The organism is Pseudomonas sp. MG-9, assembly GCF_018729515.1.
Lineage (GTDB): Bacteria > Pseudomonadota > Gammaproteobacteria > Pseudomonadales > Pseudomonadaceae > Aquipseudomonas > Aquipseudomonas serboccidentalis.
Genome location: NZ_JAHHZH010000001.1, coordinates 173,057 through 188,406, shown reverse-complemented (window position 1 = coordinate 188,406; position 15,350 = coordinate 173,057). Strand labels below are relative to the sequence as shown.

The window sequence follows — 15,350 nt, the reverse complement described above, 5'->3', positions numbered from 1 at the left end:
CCTTGCGTCTGTTCCACACCTCCGACTGGCACCTTGGGCAAAACCTGCACGGCCAGGAGCGCGATTTCGAGCATGCGTGCTTTCTCGAATGGCTGCTGCGCCAACTGCAACTGGCGCAGCCGGATGTGCTGCTGATTGCCGGGGACATCTTTGACACGGTCAATCCGCCGGTCAAAGCCCAGGAACGCCTCTACGATTTCATCGTCAGCGCCCACGAACAGCAGCCATTGCTGACCATCGTGATGATCGCCGGTAACCACGACTCGGGCTCGCGTATCGAACTGCCGGCGCCGTTGATGCGCCGTTTGCGCACCCATGCGCTGGGCCGGGTGTTGTGGCTGGATGACGGCCAGCTCGACGCCGAGCGTCTGCTGCTGCCACTGCCCAATGCCCAAGGCGAAATCGCTGCGTGGTGTCTGGCGCTGCCGTTCCTGCGCCCGGCGGAAGTGACCGGTGCGCATCTGGGCGACAGCTATTTGCGTGGCATCGGTCAGGTTCACGAATGGCTGATCGAAGCGGCCAACGCCAAGCGTCAGCCGGGTCAGGCGCTGGTTGCCATCAGCCACGCGCACATGGCCGGCGGCTCGGTCTCGGAAGACTCCGAGCGCAGCTTGATCATCGGCAATGCCGAAGCGCTGCCCGCCAGTCTGTTCGGGCCGAGCATCAGTTACGTCGCCCTCGGCCATTTGCACAAGCCGCAGAAGGTCAACGGTGAAGAACGCATTCGCTACAGCGGCTCGCCGATCCCGCTGTCGTTCTCGGAGATCGGCTATCAACACCAGATTCTCGACATCACCCTCGACGGCGAAACCTTGGTCAGCGTCGAACCGAAACTGATCCCGCGCTCAGTCAACCTGCAACGGATCGGCCCGGCACCGCTGGCGGAGATCCTGCTGCAACTGGCCGATCTGCCGAACATCGATCTGCTCGCCGAAACCCAGCGCCAGCCGTGGCTGGAAGTACGCGTGACCCTCGACGAGCCGCAGCCAGACCTGCGCCATCAAGTGGAAAACGCCCTGCAAGGCAAAGCCGTGCGCCTGGTGCGGATCGCCGCCGAGTACGCCGGCAACCGGGGAGCCGATGGCAGTGACGACAGCAGCGCGTTGATCGAACTCGATCAGCTCACCCCGCAGGAACTGTTCAGCCGTGCCTGGCTCGACAACTACGGCAACGAGGTCGATGAACAGACCCTCAAGGACTTCGCCGAACTGCTGCAGGACGTACAGATGGAGGGCGAGCAGCCATGAAGATTCTCGCCATTCGCTTGAAGAACCTCGCCTCGCTGGCCGGTCCGTTCGAGATCGATTTCACCGCCGAACCGCTGGCCAGCGCCGGCCTGTTCGCGATCACCGGGCCGACCGGGGCCGGCAAAAGTACCCTGCTTGATGCCCTGTGCCTGGCGCTGTTCGGCGCCGTACCGCGCCTGAACAACACCGGCCGCGACGCCAAGGTTCCGGACGCTGACGGCGAAATCGCCACCGGTGACCCGCGCACCTTGCTGCGCCGCGGCACCGGCGAAGGTTATGCCGAAGTGGACTTTGTCGGCGTCGATGGCCGCCGTTATCGCGCACGCTGGGAAGCCAACCGCGCCCGGGAAAAGGCCGGCGGCAAGTTGCAGGCCAGCCGCCAGAGCTTGCGCGACATCGATCAGGATCAACTGCTCGCCAGTCAGAAAGGCGAATACAAGACCCAACTCGAAACCGCACTGGGCCTGAACTTCGAACAGTTCACCCGCGCCGTGCTGCTGGCCCAGAGCGAGTTCAGCGCGTTCCTCAAGGCCGACGACAACGACCGTAGCGAACTGCTGGAAAAACTCACCGACACGGCGCTCTACACCCGTCTCGGCCGCCGCGCGTTCGACAAGACCAAAGAGGCCCGCGAAGCGCACAAGCTGCTGCAGGATCAGGCCACCGGCGTCACCCCGCTGGCGCCCGAGGCGCGGGCCGAACTGGACGAACGCTTCAACACCGCTCAGCAACAGCTGAAATTGCAGCAGGCGCAGCTCAAGCAACTGGAACAACAGCACAGCTGGCTCAAGGATTTGCGCCAGTTGCAGGACGCGCAACAAGCCGCTGCCGAGCAACTGCACAGTGCGCAACAGCAGTGGGAAGGTCTGGCCGGCGAACGCCTGAAGCTGACGCGCCTGGAACAACTCGCCCCGCAACGTCACCAGTTCGCACGCAAGTCCGAACTCGATGCGCAACTGACCCCGTTGGCTACACAGATTGCCGCGCACACCCGCCAATACGGCGAACTCGGCGAGCGCCAGACGCAACTGGAACAGGCCCTCGAGTCGGCGAAAGTCGCCCTGAGTGAAGCGCAGCAGCGACACAGCGAAAGCGCCCCGCTGCTGCGTCAGGCATTCGAGGAGCAAAGCACCCTCGCCCGCCTCGCCAAGGACACCGCCCTCAGCGCCGAGGCTCGCCAGTCCGCCGAACAGGCCTGCACGCAAGGCCAGAGCGCCATTCAGGCTTTGCAGGCGAAACAGGCCGAGGTCGCTGAACGTCTGCAGAAAATGGCGGCCGAGCTGGAACAGAGTGCCGATCTGGCGCCGCTGAGCGATGCGTGGAATGCCTACCGCGATCGCCTGCAACAGCTGATGCTGATCGGCAATCGCCTGAACAAGGGCCAGGCCGAACTCGCCAGCCTCGAACAGAACGCGGTGCAAAGCGCCGAGGCGCTGGCCACGCAAAAACAACAACTGGAAGTGCTGTTCAAAGAAGCCGGCGCCGAGCCGGATGCGGTCGCCGAGCAGATCGGTATCCTCGGCAACCTGTTGCAGGACAACCGTAAACAGCTGCGCGCCATTGAAGACATGACCCGGCTCTGGGCCAGTCAGCAAGAGCTGGAAAAACGCGGCGCCGAGCTGCACCAGCGCCTGCTCGACGCGCAACAGGAACGCGAGCGCCTGACCCAGGACGGGGTGAAAACCAAAGCCGAACTGACGGTCGCCGAACAAACCCTCAACGTCACCCGTGAATTGCTTGAACGCCAGCGTCTGGCCCGTAGCGCCAGTGTCGAAGAGCTGCGCGCGCAGTTGCAGGATGATCAGCCGTGTCCGGTCTGCGGCAGCAATGAGCATCCGTATCACCAGCCTGAAGCGTTGCTGCAAAGCCTGGGTCGCCACGATGAAAGTGAGCAGGCCGCGGCGCAGCAAGCGGTGGATCAGCTCAAGGAAAAACTCACCGAGCTGCGCGCCGATGTCGGTGGCGTGATCGCTCGGCAGAAAGAGCTGCTGCAACAGCAAGAACAATTGACCGCCCAGCTCCAGGCACTGGCGCCGAGTCTGCAGGCGCATCCGCTGGCAACGGCGTTGTTCAATCAGGACACCGACAAGCGCGACGCCTGGCTGACCCGACAAACCGATCAGTTGAACCAGAGCATCACTCAGGACGAACAACGCCAGAGCGCCCTGCTCACCCTGCAACAGGATGCCGCACGCCTGACCCAGCAACTGCGCAATGCCGAGACCGCGCATCAGCAAGCGGCGCAGCACCTGAGCAATCAACAACGCGAATTGAGCAGCGACCGTCAGCGCCTCGACGAAGAACTCAGCGCGTTCGCCAGCCTGCTGCCGGCCGACACCCTCGAAGCGTTGCGCGTCGAGCCGGCGGCGACCTTCATGCAGCTTGACCGGCAGATTGCCGAGCGCCTGGCGCTAGTCGATCAGCACAAGGAAGAATTGGCCGAACAGCAGCAACGCCAGCAGACGCTGGAGAAGGAACAGGATCGCCAGCTCAGCCGCGTGCAGCAGCTGCAAAGCGCCGAGCAGCAGTTCAGCGCACTGGCCGAGCAGCAACAGGCCTGCCAGGCGAAACTCGCGCAACTGCTGGGCGAACACAGCAGCGCCGAGCACTGGCAGCAGCAACTGGAACAGGCCGTGGAGCAGGCGCGCAATGCCGAAACCAGCACCGCGCAAGAACTGCAGAACGTGCGCACGCAACTGGTGCAGATTGTTACGGAGTTGAAAGCGCAACAGGAGCGACAGCAGTCCCTGGAAAGCGAAGACCGCGAGCTGACGGGCAAAATCGCCGACTGGCGCGCGCGTCATCCCGAGCTGGATGACGGCGGTCTCGAAGACCTGCTGCGCGTCGATGACGCGCAGGTCAGCGAACTGCGTCAGCGCTTGCAGCACAACGAAAAATCCGTCGAACAGGCCAAGGTGCTGCTGCAGGAACGTGACCAGCGTCTGGCTGATCATCAGGCGCAGCACAACGGCAACCTCGATGCCGAACAACTCGCCAGTGCCCTCGCCGACCTGCAGAACCTGTTCAACCTCAGCGAGCAACAATGCGCCGAATTGCGCGCCGAACAGGCTGAAGACCAGCGTCGGCAGCACGCCAATCAGGCGCTGGCGCAGCAGATCGCCGACGCCTATGCCGAGCATCAGCGCTGGGCGCGGTTGAATGCGTTGATCGGTTCGGCCACCGGCGACACGTTCCGCAAGATCGCTCAGGCCTACAACCTCGACCTGCTGGTGCATCACGCCAACGTGCAGTTGCGCCAGCTGGTCAAACGCTATCGCCTGAAACGCGGCGGCAGCATGCTCGGCCTGCTGGTGATGGACACCGAGATGGGCGACGAACTGCGCTCGGTGCATTCGCTGTCCGGCGGCGAGACGTTCCTGGTGTCGCTGGCCCTGGCACTGGGCCTGGCATCGATGGCGTCGAGCACGCTGAAGATCGAATCGCTGTTCATCGACGAAGGCTTCGGCAGCCTCGACCCGGAATTCCTGCAACTGGCCATGGACGCTCTCGACGGCTTGCAGGCACAGGGGCGCAAGGTTGCGGTGATATCCCACGTACAGGAAATGCACGAACGGATTCCGGTACAGATTCAGGTGCAGCGTCAAGGTAATGGCCTGAGCACCCTGGAGGTGAAATGAACACGCTGTACTCGTTCCGCCGCTGCCCGTACGCAATGCGCGCGCGGATGGCCCTGCATTATTCGGGCGTACCAGTGGAGATCGTCGAAGTCAGCCTCAAGGCCAAACCTGCCGAGATGCTGGCGATCTCGCCCAAGGGCACGGTGCCGGTGCTGGATGCCGGTGGCCGGGTGATCGACGAGAGCCTGGAGATCATGCGCTGGGCGTTGGCGCAGCATGATCCGGATGACTGGTTGCTCGACGGCGATTCATTCGGGGCGTTATGGATGGACAAGTTGATTCAGGGCAACGATCAAGTGTTCAAGGTGCACCTGAATCGCTACAAGTACGCCGAGCGCTATCCCGAGCAGCCAATGGAGGACTATCGCGCTGAAGGGGCGCTGTTTTTGCAGAGACTGGAGGAGTTGCTGACGGATCGCGATTACTTGTTGGCCGATCACTTGAGCTTGGCTGACGTGGCGTTACTGCCGTTCGTGCGGCAGTTCGCGCATGTGGATCGCGAGTGGTTTGCGCAGACGCCTTACGTTCGATTGCAGGGGTGGTTGCAGCGCTTGCTCGAATCCGAGCTGTTCACCTCGATCATGAAGAAGTAACCCCGAATTTCTGCCTGCAGAACACCCCTGTGGCGAGGGAGCTTGCTCCCGCTCGGCTGCGCAGCAGTCGCAAACCCTCAGACTCGGTACATCAGACAGACTGGGTTTGCAGGATTCAGGGCTGCTTCGCAACCCAGCGGGAGCAAGCTCCCTCGCCACAATAGTTCGCGGTGTCAGGCGAGCACCTGGCACATGCCGAGTGCCGAGCAATCCACTTCGAAGGGGCCGAGAAAATCGGCCAATACTTTGACCGGCGGATTGCCGGCCATCAGCCCCAGAGAATTGGCCCGTTCGATGTTGTGCGTAATGCTGTGATTGGCCTCTATGGCGCGTGCCAGCGCACCGACCGAACCCTGACCGAAGCCGAGTAAAGCCGCGCCATTGGTCATCAGTGCCAGGCCGGCGATGACCCAGAGTCTGTAGCCTTTCATGCTCCGCCTACCCCTGCGAGTTCCGCCCGATCGACCAGCACGCTGTCTGCGCGGTGTTCGAACTGGATGCCGGGGTGTGCGACCTGAATCGGCGCGTCGACGTTGTGTTGAGTCTGCGCGGCGACGCTGACGAACAACACCAGGACCAGGTAAAGACCGATGGCCAGATAGGCGCCGCGCTTGGCTGAGGTAATGATTGCACTGGCCATGATGTTCTCCGTGGGCATGTTTCAGTGCCGTCAGGATCAATCAAAAAAGCCGCGGTAACCACTCAGGGTTTCCCATAGTAAACATCAACTTCGTTGATTATTTAGCCAGTCTATTTGCGCGGTTTGAGAAACCTATCAGGCCGCGAAAAACACACGCACACGTGTAGGAGCTGCCGAAGGCTGCGATCTTTTGATTTTCAAGATCAAAAGATCGTCCGATCGCGGCCCGAGCCTTCGGCAGCTCCTACAGGGAGTTGTTCGAGCCGGGCATTTCAGTGTTGGGCTTTGTGATCCAGCGCGGCGTAGAAGTTGGCGCTCTGTTGCAGGTATTTCTGGGTGTAGCTCTGGGTGTGGGATTTTTTGCCGGCGATTTCAACGTTGGCACTGGCTGGCAGCGCAACGGTGGCGGAAATGGCGGAAGCGGCAATGACGGAGAAGAGATTGAAGTTCATGGCGGTAACCCTCGTGTTCGGTTGGCTGGCTTGCCCGGTTGGGCCGTGAAGCAAACTTAACGCTCGAGGGTTGATCGCTTGAAATGTTTTGTAGCAGTACCGGATATCAGCGCGATTAATACAAAGAGGCAGGCCCCGTAAACCGGGGCCTGTGGCTTATTGTCGCACGATAAACTTCAGGTCGCTGGGCGCGTCCATCGGCAGTTTTTGCACGGTTTTGCCGAGCAGGCCGGTCTTGGCATCGCGTTCGACGACGACAATTTCGTTGCTCTTCTGGTTGGCGATCAGCAGGAACTTGCCACTCGGATCGAGGCTGAACTCGCGCGGGTGATCACCTTCTACCGAACGTTTTTGCAGCTCTTTGAGTTGGCCGGTGGCCGGATCAATGCTGAACACCAGCAACTGATTGGCGGTGCCACGGTTACTGACGTAGAGGAACTTGCCATCGGCCGATGCATGCAGCGCGGCGGCGGCTTTGTCCGAGGTTGGCTGACCAGCAGCCAGATCGACCAGTTGCGTCTGGGTCAGCACGCCGTCGTTGTAGTCGAACACCGCGACTTGCGCGCTCATTTCCGTGGTCAGCCAGGCATGTTTGCCGTCAGCACTGAACAGCAGATGACGCGGGCCGCTGCCGGCCGGCAAGCTCACCGAAGCGGTTTTTGCCGGGGTCAGCGGCTGGTGCGGATTGGCTTTCGGGTCGAACTGGTAGATGAAGATCTTGTCCGCCCCCAAGTCGTTGGAGAACACGTAGCGGCCATCCGGCGAGGACACCGTCGAATGCACGTGGTTGGACGCCTGACGCTCGGGATTGACCCGGCTCGCCGGGTGCGCGCTCATCTGCACCACCGACTTGAGTTTGCCGTCAGTGTCGACCGGCAGCACCGCGAGGGTGCCACCCGGATCTTCCACCACTGAATAGTTGCTGACGAACAGATGGCTGGCATCGCCGCTCAGGCTTGAATGGGTCGGCTCGTTGCCCAGGCTCTGCACTTGATTGATCAATGTCAGAGTGTGGGTCTTCGGATCGATCGAGTAGCTGCTGACGCGGCCGACCGGATCTTTCTGGCCGGGACCGTTTTCATTGACCACGAACAGCCGACGAGAATCCTTGGACAGGGTCAGCCACGACGGGTTTTCACTCTTCACCACTTGCAGCGGTTTGGCGGCGATCTGGCCGGTGGCACTGTCGAAATTCATTCGATAGATGCCCTGGCTGGTGCCGGCGGTGTAGGAGCCGACCAGCAATTGATAGTTCTCGGCGCTGGCACTGGAAAGGCCCATCGCGCCGACGCTGCCGGCCATCAGCAGCGGCCAGAATTTACGCATGTTCATCGGTTTCGTCCTCGTCATCGCTGCTGCTGACTACGTCGCCAAGGCAGACCAGGCGGTGTTCGCCGGTGGTTTTGGTGTCGCTGGCATAACCAATGATCAACCAGCTCTGCAGGTCTTCATCAAACGTCGCCGCCGCAACCTGAGCCGGGGTGAATTCCCAATGCTTGGCCGCTCGGCCGTCGATGCATTCGATGTGCAGGTTGTCGTCTTCGTCGAGGGCGAATTCGAAGGCATGCAGGCCGTCGATTTCGACCATACCGCAGTGTTCGAGGGCGTTGAGAAGGGTTTGGGCAGTCATGGCAAACAGTCTTTCTAGGGGGGAAAGGGCCAATGATAGCTCATGGAGCCTCGATCCCTCTGTAGGAGCTGCCGAAGGCTGCGATCTTTTGATTCTGTTTTTAAGATCAAGATCAAAAGATCGCAGCCTTCGGCAGCTCCTACAGCGTTAGTGTTTCAGAGGGCGTCGCGTGACGGCTTGCCATCCACCAGCCGCTGGATGCGCAACGGATTGCCATTCTTCAGCGGTTCCGGCAGCAGACTGTCGGGGTAGTTCTGGAAGCACACCGGACGCAGGAACCGATCGATCGCCAGCGTACCCACCGACGTGCCGCGCGCATCCGACGTCGCCGGATACGGCCCGCCATGCACCATCGAATCACACACCTCGACCCCGGTCGGGTAGCCATTGAGCAGGATCCGTCCGACCTTCAGCTCCAGCAACGGCGTCAGTTGCGGGAAGTGTTCGAAGTCCGCCTGCTCGCCGATAATCGTCGCCGTCAGTTGCCCGTGCAGGCCTTGCAACGCCGCGCTGAGCTCGGCCTTGTCCGCCACTTCGACGATCACCGTGGTCGGGCCGAACACTTCTTCCTGCAGCACTTCATCGCCACCGATCAACAGACTGACATCCGCTTTGAACAGTTGTGGCTGCGCCTGATTGCCCTGTTGCGGCTGGCCCGCCAGATGCTCGATGCCAGAATGAGCCAGGAGCTTGTGCAAGCCTTTGCCGTAGCTGCCGAGGGTGCCGGCGTTGAGCATGGTCTGCGCCGGTTGATCGCCGATCAAACCAGCGAGCTGCTGCATGAAGGCGCTGAACTGTGGCGAACGAATACCAATGACCAGTCCGGGATTGGTGCAGAACTGGCCGCAGCCCTGCACCACCGAAGCGGTCAGTTCGCGGGCAATCGATTCCGAACGCACGGCCAGCGCCTGCGGCAGGACGATCACCGGATTGATGCTCGACATCTCGGCGAACACCGGAATCGGTTGCGGCCGCGCCGCTGCCATGTCGCACAACGCCCGACCGCCCTTGAGCGAACCGGTGAAGCCCACCGCTTGAATTGCCGGATGCTTGACCAGCCATTCGCCGACGCCCCCGCCGTAGATCATGTTGAACACACCGGCCGGCATCGCGGTTTTCTCGGCGGCGCGAATCACTGCATCAGCGACCTGTTCCGCGGTTGCCATATGCCCCGAGTGTGCCTTGAACACCACCGGGCAGCCGGCCGCCAGCGCCGCAGCGGTATCGCCGCCGGCGGTGGAAAACGCCAACGGGAAATTGCTCGCACCGAACACCGCCACCGGGCCGAGGCCGATGCGGTATTGACGCAGATCCGGGCGTGGCAGTGGCTGGCGATCCGGCAGCGGCAGGTCGATCCGCGCGCCGTAGAAATCACCGCGCCGCAGGACTTTGGCGAACAGGCGCATCTGCCCGCTGGTGCGCCCGCGCTCCCCCTGAATTCGCCCCGCAGGCAGCGCGGTTTCGCGGCAGACCACGGCAACGAAATCATCGCCCAGTGCATCCAGCTCATCGGCAATCGCGTCGAGAAACTGCGCGCGACGTTCAGCGCTGAGGCTGCGATACGCCGGGTATGCGGCGGCAGCGGCCTGGGCGGCAGCATCGACTTCCTGCTGCGTGGCCTGGATGAACTCGCAAGGCAGGTTTTCACCCGTGGTCGCGTCGACGCTGTGCAGTTTCACATTGCCTGCTGCACTGCGCTGACCGCCGATGTAGTTGTGGCCGAGAATCTGAGTCATGGGAGCTCCTTAAAGGGTGCCGATGCTGTCCGGTTGAAAAGCCGCTGCTGCCGGGGCGATGCCGTTGACCAGCGGTGCGCCGAATTCGGCCTGGCTGATCTCGAACACGTCGCCCGGTTGCGTGCGAATGCCATCGGCGAACGACAGGGTCGCGGTGCCGAAAAAGTGAATGTGTACATCGCCCGGACGCAGGAACTGGCGGTACTTGAAGTGGTGGTATTCGAGGTTGGCGAGGCTGTGACACATGTTGGCCTCGCCGCTGAGGAATTCGTTCTGCCACAGCACTTCGCCGTCGCGCAGGATGCGGCTGCTGCCGGCCAGATGTTGCGGCAGTTCACCGGTGCGCAGTTCCGGGCCGTAGCTGCAACTGCGCAATTTCGAGTGGGCCAGATACAGGTAATTCTTGCGCTCCATGACATGGTCGGAGAACTCGTTACCCACCGCGAAACCGAGGCGATACGGTTTGCCGTCATGGCCGATGACGTAGAGGCCGGCCATTTCCGGTTCCTCGCCGGCGTCCTCGGCGAACGGCGGCAACGCAAACGCCTCGCCCGGGCGCACGACGATGCTGCCGTCGCCCTTGTAGAACCACTCCGGCTGCACGCCCGCCTGCCCCGCCGCCGGTTTGCCGCCCTCCACGCCCCATTTGAAAATGCGCATGGTGTCGGTCATCGCCGCTTCGTCGCCGGCCTGCTGGTGCATTTTGTCTCGCGCCGAGGCGCTGCCCAGGTGCGTCAGGCCGGTGCCGCTGACCAACAGGTGCGCAGGATCGGGATGGTCCAGCGGCGGCAGGATGCGCCGCGTGCTCAGCAGCTCGGCGTAGTCATGGCTGATGCCGAGGCCGAGGGTTTGCACTTGCTGCTCCAGCGAGCCGCCGGCTTCGATGGCGGCCAGGGCCAGGTCACGCACGCTGCGGGCGCCCTGCACTTCGCGGATCAGACCGTTGTCGACCACGCCGACGCGGCGTTCGCCGTTAATCAATTCGAATTGCACCAGATGCATATGTCCTCTCCTGTGTTATTCGCAACACCGCAGCCCCCTGTAGGAGTGAGCCTGCTCGCGATTGCGGTGTATCAGTCGCCATAAATATTGAAGGTGTTGGCCTCATCGCGAGCAGGCTCACTCCTACAAGGGTCGGTGTCTGTCAGCCATTCAGGTTCGGGTGGCGCCACGAGCGCTGGCGGCAAATTGGTCAGCCGGCAGCACGTGCTTGCGCTCCAGCACGCGGTAAACCACACCGGTCAGAATCAAACCGAACACCATCACCCCGCTGAGGAAGTACAACCCTGAACCCAGGTTCCCGGTGTACTCCTTCAGCGCACCGATCACGAACGGCCCGATGTAGCCACCGAGATTGCCCACCGAGTTGATCAAGGCGATCCCCGCCGCCGCACTGGCACCGGCGAAGAACCGCCCCGGCAAGGTCCAGAACACTGCCGTGCAGGAAAACAGCGCGAACGCCACCAGGCACAGCGCCGCCAATTGCGCCACCGGCAACGACAGCCACGCACTGAGGAACAGGCCGATCGCGCCCAGCACATAAAGCACTGCCAGATGCCCGTAGCGATCGTTCATGCGGTCGGAGCTGCGCGGCACGATCAGCAAACCGACGATGCCGAAGATGTACGGCACCGACGAGACGAAACCGGTCACCAGATCGCTGCCGCCGAACTGCTTGATCAGCGTTGGCAACCACAGGCCGAGGCCATAAATGCTCAGGGTCACCGGCAGATAAAACAGCGCCAGCAGCAACACGCGTTTGTCCTTGAGCGCGTGCAGCGGGTTGCCGTGACGGGTCTGGCCGTATTCCTGCAGGTCTTTTTTCAGCTCGCCGCTCAGCCAGTCTTTCTCGGCCTGATCCATCCACTGCACTTGTTGCGGGCCGTCCGGCAACCAGCGCAGTACCGGCCAGGTCAGCAGGATCGCCGGGGTGCCGATGACGATGAACAGCCACTGCCAGCCGTGCAGGCCGAGGATGCCGTCCATGCCCAGCAGCCCGCCCGACACCGGGCCGGTGATCATCATTGCAATCGGTTGGGAGAGGATGAACAGGCCGAGGATCTTGCCGCGATGGCGCACCGGGAACCATTGAGTGATGTAGTACAGAACACCGGGAAAGAACCCCGCCTCCGCCGCGCCGAGCAGAAAGCGCATCACGTAGAAACTGTGCGGGCCCTGGACGAACGCCATGCCGATGGTGATTGCGCCCCAGGTGATCATGATCCGTGCGAACCAGCGCCGTGCGCCGAAGCGTTCGAGCATCAGGTTGCTGGGGATTTCCAGCAGAAAGTAGCCAATGAAAAACAGCCCGGCGCCCAGGCCATAGGCCGCATCACCGATGCCGATGTCGGCGCCCATGTGCAGCTTGGCGAAGCCGACGGCGGAACGATCCACATAGGCGATCAGGTACAGCAGGATCAGGAAGGGAATCAGTTTCAGCGTGATGCGGCGGATAAGCCGCAATTCCTGGCTCATGGGGTCGGTCTCCGATTGTTGTTGTTATAGAACCTCGGGGGACGCCTCTCGCGGAAACCGCCAGGGCCAATCCCTCCGTCGAAAACGACTATATAGTAATACTAATTACCCAACAACACTTCCAAACTGCCGATTTTGAGCTTATGTTTAGCCGTGACTCGCAAACAATAGTCTTACAATAAGAGAACCGATCATGTCTGAGAAGAAACCCACCCTGCGCTCGGCCCAATGGTTTGGCACTGCCGATAAGAACGGCTTCATGTACCGCAGCTGGATGAAGAATCAGGGCATCGCCGACCACCAGTTCCACGGCAAGCCGATCATCGGCATCTGCAACACCTGGTCGGAACTGACCCCGTGCAACGCGCATTTCCGCCAGATCGCGGAGCACGTCAAACGCGGGGTGATCGAGGCCGGTGGCTTTCCGGTGGAATTCCCGGTGTTCTCCAATGGCGAATCGAACCTGCGCCCCACCGCCATGCTCACCCGCAACCTGGCGAGCATGGACGTCGAAGAGGCGATTCGCGGCAACCCGATTGACGGTGTGGTGCTGCTGACTGGCTGCGACAAAACCACCCCGGCGCTGCTGATGGGCGCGGCCAGTTGCGATGTGCCGGCGATCGTCGTCACCGGCGGGCCGATGCTCAACGGCAAGCACAAGGGCAAGGACATCGGTTCCGGCACTGTGGTCTGGCAGCTCAGCGAACAGGTCAAGGCCGGCACCATCACCCTCGATGATTTCCTCGCGGCCGAGGGCGGCATGTCGCGCTCGGCGGGCACCTGCAACACCATGGGCACCGCGTCGACCATGGCCTGCATGGCCGAAGCACTGGGCACATCCTTGCCGCACAACGCGGCGATTCCGGCGGTGGATGCGCGACGTTATGTGTTGGCGCACATGTCCGGCATGCGAGCGGTGGAGATGGTGCGCGAAGACCTGCGTCTGTCGAAGATCCTGACCAAGGAAGCGTTTGAAAACGCCATTCGGGTCAACGCGGCTATCGGCGGTTCGACCAACGCGGTAATCCACTTGAAAGCCATTGCCGGTCGCATCGGTGTCGAGCTGGACCTGGATGACTGGACGCGCATCGGGCGCGGCATGCCGACCATTGTCGACCTGCAACCGTCCGGGCGTTTCCTGATGGAAGAGTTCTATTACGCTGGTGGCCTGCCAGCGGTGCTGCGCCGTCTCGGCGAAGCCAATCTGATCCCCAATCCGAACGCGCTGACCGTCAACGGCAAAACACTGGGCGAGAACACCCAGGACGCGCCGATCTATGGCGAAGACGAAGTGATCCGCACCCTCGACAATCCGATCCGCGCCGACGGCGGCATTTGCGTATTGCGCGGCAATCTGGCGCCGCTGGGGGCCGTGCTCAAGCCGTCCGCTGCCACCCCGGAACTGATGCAGCACCGAGGACGCGCGGTGGTGTTCGAGAACTTCGACATGTACAAGGCGCGGATCAACGACCCTGAGCTGGACGTGGATGCCAACTCGATTCTGGTGATGAAGAACTGCGGACCGAAGGGTTATCCGGGCATGGCCGAAGTCGGCAACATGGGGCTGCCGGCCAAGTTGCTGGCGCAGGGCGTGACCGACATGGTGCGCATTTCCGACGCGCGGATGAGCGGCACCGCATACGGTACCGTTGTCCTGCACGTTGCGCCGGAAGCGGCGGCCGGCGGGCCTTTGGCGGCCGTGCAGGAAGGCGACTGGATCGAACTCGATTGCGCCAGCGGGCGCTTGCATCTGGATATTCCGGACGCCGAACTGGCGGCGCGCATGGCCGATCTGCAGCCACCGCAGCAGTTGCTGGTGGGCGGCTATCGTCAGTTGTACATCGACCATGTGCTGCAGGCGGACCAGGGCTGCGACTTTGACTTCCTGGTCGGTTGCCGAGGTGCGGAAGTTCCACGCCATTCCCACTGACAGCCCAGCTTCCTAGCCTGCATCGGAATGCAATCCCCTGTAGGAGTGAGCCTGCTCGCGATCGCGGTGTGTCAGTTAGCAATCGTTCATCTGACATACCGCTATCGCGAGCAGGCTCACTCCTACATTTGGTTTTGTGTACTGCCTCAAGATTGTCTGGTGCCTGCTATGATGCGCGGCATCTCCATCGCTCAGGATCGCGCCGTTCCCCATGGATTACCGCAAACCTTCCGACCGCAAAAGCATGCACTCGCGCATTGTCCAGGAACTGGGCATGCAGATCGTCTCCGGACGCTTTTTGCCCGACGACAAACTGCCCGCCGAAGCCTTGTTGTGCGAGGAGTACGCGGTCAGCCGGCCGGTGTTGCGCGAAGCCACGCGGGTGTTGGTGGCCAAGGGGCTGGTGTATTCCAGGCCGCGGGTCGGCACGGTGGTCAAGGCGCGCCGTGAATGGCACATGCTCGATCCGGATGTGCTGCACTGGCTGATGCAAAGCAGTCCGCAGAACGAATTCTTCAATGTGCTGACCAGCGTGCGCAGCATCATCGAGCCTGCCGCTGCCGCCCTCGCCGCCCAGCATGCGACCGAGGCCGACATCGCGGCCATCGGCGAAGCCTATCAGCGCATGGAAGCCGCACCGACGCCGGAAGCCTTGCTGCAACCGGATCTGGACTTCCACAGCCGCATCGCCGATGCGACGCACAATGATCTGTTGGCCAATCTGTGCAACATGCTCTCGGTGGCGATTGCCGAGGCGCTGAAGCATTCGAATCAGCGGCCGAATCTGCATGAACTGGCGTTGCCGCGCCACAAGGCGATTCTCACGGCGATCGAGAATCGCGATGCCCTTGGCGCCCGCCACGCGACGCTGGTGCAACTCGATGATGCGCGCAGTGCGTTGAGTGCGGTGCTCGGCACCGAACTCTCCTGAAGCAAAGCCAAAAGATCGCAGCCTCCGGCAGCTCCTACAGAGATTGGGTGCACCCTTGGATTACTGATTTACTTGGCC

13 protein-coding genes are annotated in these 15,350 nt (G+C 62.0%); 5 read left to right on the top strand and 8 right to left on the bottom strand.

Features of this window, described 5'->3' with window-relative positions:
- Window positions 1–2: 2 nt before the first annotated feature.
- Genes KKQ10_RS00965 through KKQ10_RS00955 form a run of 3 tightly spaced genes read left to right on the top strand, consistent with a single transcriptional unit; the run spans window position 3 to window position 5,478 of the window.
- Complete coding sequence (locus tag KKQ10_RS00965; RefSeq protein ID WP_127652256.1) at window positions 3–1,247, top strand: exonuclease SbcCD subunit D C-terminal domain-containing protein; 1,245 nt, start codon at window positions 3–5, stop codon at window positions 1,245–1,247.
- Window positions 1,244–4,885, top strand: coding sequence for an AAA family ATPase (locus KKQ10_RS00960; protein ID WP_215499755.1), 3,642 nt, complete (start codon window positions 1,244–1,246; stop codon window positions 4,883–4,885). The genes KKQ10_RS00965 and KKQ10_RS00960 overlap by 4 nt, the downstream gene beginning before the upstream one ends.
- Window positions 4,882–5,478, top strand: a complete 597-nt coding sequence (locus KKQ10_RS00955; protein WP_215499753.1) for a glutathione S-transferase — start codon at window positions 4,882–4,884, stop codon at window positions 5,476–5,478. The genes KKQ10_RS00960 and KKQ10_RS00955 overlap by 4 nt, the downstream gene beginning before the upstream one ends.
- Before the next feature lie 173 nt (window positions 5,479–5,651).
- Here the strand turns inward: KKQ10_RS00955 and KKQ10_RS00950 are convergent, their stop codons facing one another.
- The 8 genes from KKQ10_RS00950 to KKQ10_RS00915 all read right to left on the bottom strand — a co-directional run bounded on the left by KKQ10_RS00950 (window position 5,652) and on the right by KKQ10_RS00915 (window position 12,411).
- Window positions 5,652–5,909 carry a hypothetical protein gene (locus KKQ10_RS00950; protein ID WP_215499751.1) on the bottom strand — a complete coding sequence of 86 codons (258 nt, stop codon included), beginning with the start codon at window positions 5,907–5,909 and terminating at the stop codon, window positions 5,652–5,654.
- A complete protein-coding gene (locus KKQ10_RS00945; RefSeq protein WP_215499750.1) occupies window positions 5,906–6,118 on the bottom strand; it encodes a hypothetical protein in 213 nt (70 codons plus the stop codon). Before KKQ10_RS00945 ends, KKQ10_RS00950 begins: the two co-directional genes overlap by 4 nt.
- A gap of 272 nt (window positions 6,119–6,390) precedes the next feature.
- Window positions 6,391–6,570 carry a hypothetical protein gene (locus tag KKQ10_RS00940; RefSeq protein WP_115989595.1) on the bottom strand — a complete coding sequence of 60 codons (180 nt, stop codon included), beginning with the start codon at window positions 6,568–6,570 and terminating at the stop codon, window positions 6,391–6,393.
- A 156-nt stretch (window positions 6,571–6,726) separates the two neighbouring features.
- On the bottom strand, window positions 6,727–7,902 hold the full coding sequence (locus KKQ10_RS00935) for a lactonase family protein (protein ID WP_215499748.1): 1,176 nt from the start codon (window positions 7,900–7,902) through the stop codon (window positions 6,727–6,729).
- Window positions 7,889–8,200 (bottom strand): DUF5629 family protein, encoded by a 312-nt coding sequence (locus KKQ10_RS00930; protein ID WP_127652271.1) that lies wholly within the window; start codon window positions 8,198–8,200, stop codon window positions 7,889–7,891. The genes KKQ10_RS00935 and KKQ10_RS00930 overlap by 14 nt, the downstream gene beginning before the upstream one ends.
- A gap of 155 nt (window positions 8,201–8,355) precedes the next feature.
- The gene (locus KKQ10_RS00925; protein WP_215499746.1) at window positions 8,356–9,936 is read right to left on the bottom strand and encodes an aldehyde dehydrogenase (NADP(+)); all 1,581 of its coding nucleotides are present in this window, start codon (window positions 9,934–9,936) and stop codon (window positions 8,356–8,358) included.
- Between the two features lie 9 nt (window positions 9,937–9,945).
- Window positions 9,946–10,938: an AraD1 family protein gene (araD1, locus tag KKQ10_RS00920; RefSeq protein WP_127652274.1), complete on the bottom strand. Its 993-nt coding sequence runs from the start codon at window positions 10,936–10,938 to the stop codon at window positions 9,946–9,948.
- A gap of 150 nt (window positions 10,939–11,088) precedes the next feature.
- Window positions 11,089–12,411 carry an MFS transporter gene (locus KKQ10_RS00915; protein ID WP_215499744.1) on the bottom strand — a complete coding sequence of 441 codons (1,323 nt, stop codon included), beginning with the start codon at window positions 12,409–12,411 and terminating at the stop codon, window positions 11,089–11,091.
- Window positions 12,412–12,604: 193 nt separating this feature from the next.
- Between KKQ10_RS00915 and KKQ10_RS00910 the strand changes: the two genes are divergently transcribed.
- A complete protein-coding gene (locus KKQ10_RS00910; protein WP_127652276.1) occupies window positions 12,605–14,341 on the top strand; it encodes an IlvD/Edd family dehydratase in 1,737 nt (578 codons plus the stop codon).
- Between the two features lie 211 nt (window positions 14,342–14,552).
- Window positions 14,553–15,272 (top strand): FadR/GntR family transcriptional regulator, encoded by a 720-nt coding sequence (locus KKQ10_RS00905; protein ID WP_215499742.1) that lies wholly within the window; start codon window positions 14,553–14,555, stop codon window positions 15,270–15,272.
- Window positions 15,273–15,350: the final 78 nt, after the last annotated feature.